Origin of the sequence: Stenotrophomonas rhizophila (assembly GCF_003751305.1) — a bacterium.
Lineage (GTDB): Bacteria > Pseudomonadota > Gammaproteobacteria > Xanthomonadales > Xanthomonadaceae > Stenotrophomonas > Stenotrophomonas rhizophila_B.
Map to the genome: position 1 here is coordinate 2,501 of NZ_RJKV01000005.1, position 2,837 is coordinate 5,337.

At 53.8% G+C, this 2,837-nt stretch carries 2 rRNA genes (1 of these 2 cut by a window edge); both read left to right on the top strand.

The window, feature by feature from the left end:
- Window positions 1-2,588: ribosomal RNA gene (locus tag EDF74_RS18035) — 23S ribosomal RNA — on the top strand; it begins 291 nt to the left of the window's first position.
- Window positions 2,589-2,713: 125 nt separating this feature from the next.
- Window positions 2,714-2,828 (top strand): 5S ribosomal RNA (gene rrf / locus EDF74_RS18040).
- Window positions 2,829-2,837: the final 9 nt, after the last annotated feature.

Genomic DNA, 2,837 nt, shown 5'->3' on the forward strand with positions numbered 1-2,837 from the left:
GCCTGGAACGGCTGGCCATAGAAGGTGATAGCCCTGTATTTAAAAGGGCCACTCCAGTGAAGACGAGTAGGGCGGGGCACGTGAAACCCTGTCTGAACATGGGGGGACCATCCTCCAAGGCTAAATACTACTGACCGACCGATAGTGAACCAGTACCGTGAGGGAAAGGCGAAAAGAACCCCGGAGAGGGGAGTGAAATAGATCCTGAAACCGTGTGCGTACAAGCAGTAGGAGCTCGAAAGAGTGACTGCGTACCTTTTGTATAATGGGTCAGCGACTTACTGTTCGTGGCAAGCTTAACCGTATAGGGGAGGCGAAGGGAAACCGAGTCTGATAAGGGCGCATAGTCGCGGGCAGTAGACCCGAAACCGGGTGATCTAGTCATGGCCAGGGTGAAGGTGCCGTAACAGGTACTGGAGGCCCGAACCCACGTCTGTTGCAAAAGACGGGGATGAGCTGTGATTAGGAGTGAAAAGCTAATCGAACCCGGAGATAGCTGGTTCTCCTCGAAAGCTATTTAGGTAGCGCCTCATATGTATCCTCTCGGGGGTAGAGCACTGTTATGGCTAGGGGGTCATCGCGACTTACCAAACCATTGCAAACTCCGAATACCGAGACGGACTGTATGGGAGACACACGGCGGGTGCTAACGTCCGTCGTGAAAAGGGAAACAACCCAGACCCACAGCTAAGGTCCCAAATTCACTGCTAAGTGGAAAACCATGTGGAAAGGCACAGACAGCCAGGAGGTTGGCTTAGAAGCAGCCACCCTTTAAAGAAAGCGTAATAGCTCACTGGTCGAGTCGGTCTGCGGGGAAGATTTAACGGGGCTAAGCAGTGAACCGAAGCTTGGGGTGTGCATATTTATATGTACGCGGTAGAGGAGCGTTCCGTAAGCCGTTGAAGGTGGATTGAGAAGTCTGCTGGAGGTATCGGAAGTGCGAATGCTGACATGAGTAACGATAATGCGGGTGAAAAACCCGCACGCCGAAAGCCCAAGGTTTCCTTGCGCAACGTTAATCGGCGCAGGGTGAGTCGGCCCCTAAGGCGAGGACGAAAGTCGTAGTCGATGGGAAGCAGGTTAATATTCCTGCACCTCGCGTAAGTGCGATGGAGGGACGGAGAAGGTTAGGTGTACCCGGCGTTGGTTGTCCGGGGGAAAGGCGGTAGGTTTGGATCTTTGGCAAATCCGGGATCCTTTAAGACCGAGCACCGAGACGAGCCTTTAAGGCGAAGTCACTGATACCACGCTTCCAGGAAAAGCTCCTAAGCTTCAGCTTACGCAGACCGTACCGTAAACCGACACAGGTGGGTAGGATGAGAATTCTCAGGCGCTTGAGAGAACTCGGGTGAAGGAACTAGGCAACATGGCACCGTAACTTCGGGAGAAGGTGCGCCCTTTTTGGTGGCTCATGCGAGCTATAGCTGAAGAGGGCCGCAGTAACCAGGCCGCTGCGACTGTTTATCAAAAACACAGCACTCTGCAAACACGAAAGTGGACGTATAGGGTGTGACGCCTGCCCGGTGCTGGAAGGTTAATTGATGGGGTCAGCCGCAAGGCGAAGCTCTTGATCGAAGCCCCAGTAAACGGCGGCCGTAACTATAACGGTCCTAAGGTAGCGAAATTCCTTGTCGGGTAAGTTCCGACCTGCACGAATGGCGTAACGACAGCGGCGCTGTCTCCACCCGAGACTCAGTGAAATTGAAATCGCTGTGAAGATGCAGCGTTCCCGTGGCAAGACGGAAAGACCCCGTGAACCTTTACTATAGCTTTACACTGAACGTTGAGTTCGTCTGTGTAGGATAGGTGGGAGGCTATGAAACTGTGGCGCTAGCTGCAGTGGAGCCATCCTTGAAATACCACCCTGTCGTGCTTGACGTTCTAACCTAGGTCCATAATCTGGATCGGGGACCGTGTATGGTGGGTAGTTTGACTGGGGCGGTCTCCTCCTAAAGAGTAACGGAGGAGCTCGAAGGTACGCTCAGCGCGGTCGGACATCGCGCACTGTGTGCAAAGGCATAAGCGTGCTTGACTGCAAGATCGACGGATCAAGCAGGTAGGAAACTAGGACTTAGTGATCCGGTGGTTCTGTATGGAAGGGCCATCGCTCAACGGATAAAAGGTACTCCGGGGATAACAGGCTGATACCGCCCAAGAGTTCATATCGACGGCGGTGTTTGGCACCTCGATGTCGGCTCATCACATCCTGGGGCTGTAGTCGGTCCCAAGGGTATGGCTGTTCGCCATTTAAAGTGGTACGCGAGCTGGGTTCAGAACGTCGTGAGACAGTTCGGTCCCTATCTGCCATGGGCGTTGGAGATTTGAGAGGGGCTGCTCCTAGTACGAGAGGACCGGAGTGGACGAACCTCTGGTGTTCCGGTTGTCACGCCAGTGGCATTGCCGGGTAGCTATGTTCGGAAGCGATAACCGCTGAAAGCATCTAAGCGGGAAGCGCGCCTCAAGATGAGATCTCCCGGGGCACAAGCCCCCTGAAGGAACCATATAGACTATGTGGTTGATAGGTCAGGTGTGTAAGTACAGCAATGTATTGAGCTAACTGATACTAATGATCCGTGTGGCTTGACCATATAACCTCAAGTTGCCTTGGCCGACATGACATGTCGATAGATCCCAAGTGCACGCTACGTCACAAGACTTACGAGAGGCAGGCGCCTTGATCCGTTCCTTAGGATGGCGACGCTCCAACTGTCTCCCTGGTGAAATTAGCGCTGTGGAACCACCCGATCCCATCCCGAACTCGGAAGTGAAACGCAGCTGCGCCGATGGTAGTGTGGCCTAAGCCATGCGAGAGTAGGTCATCGCCAGGGTTTTTACCC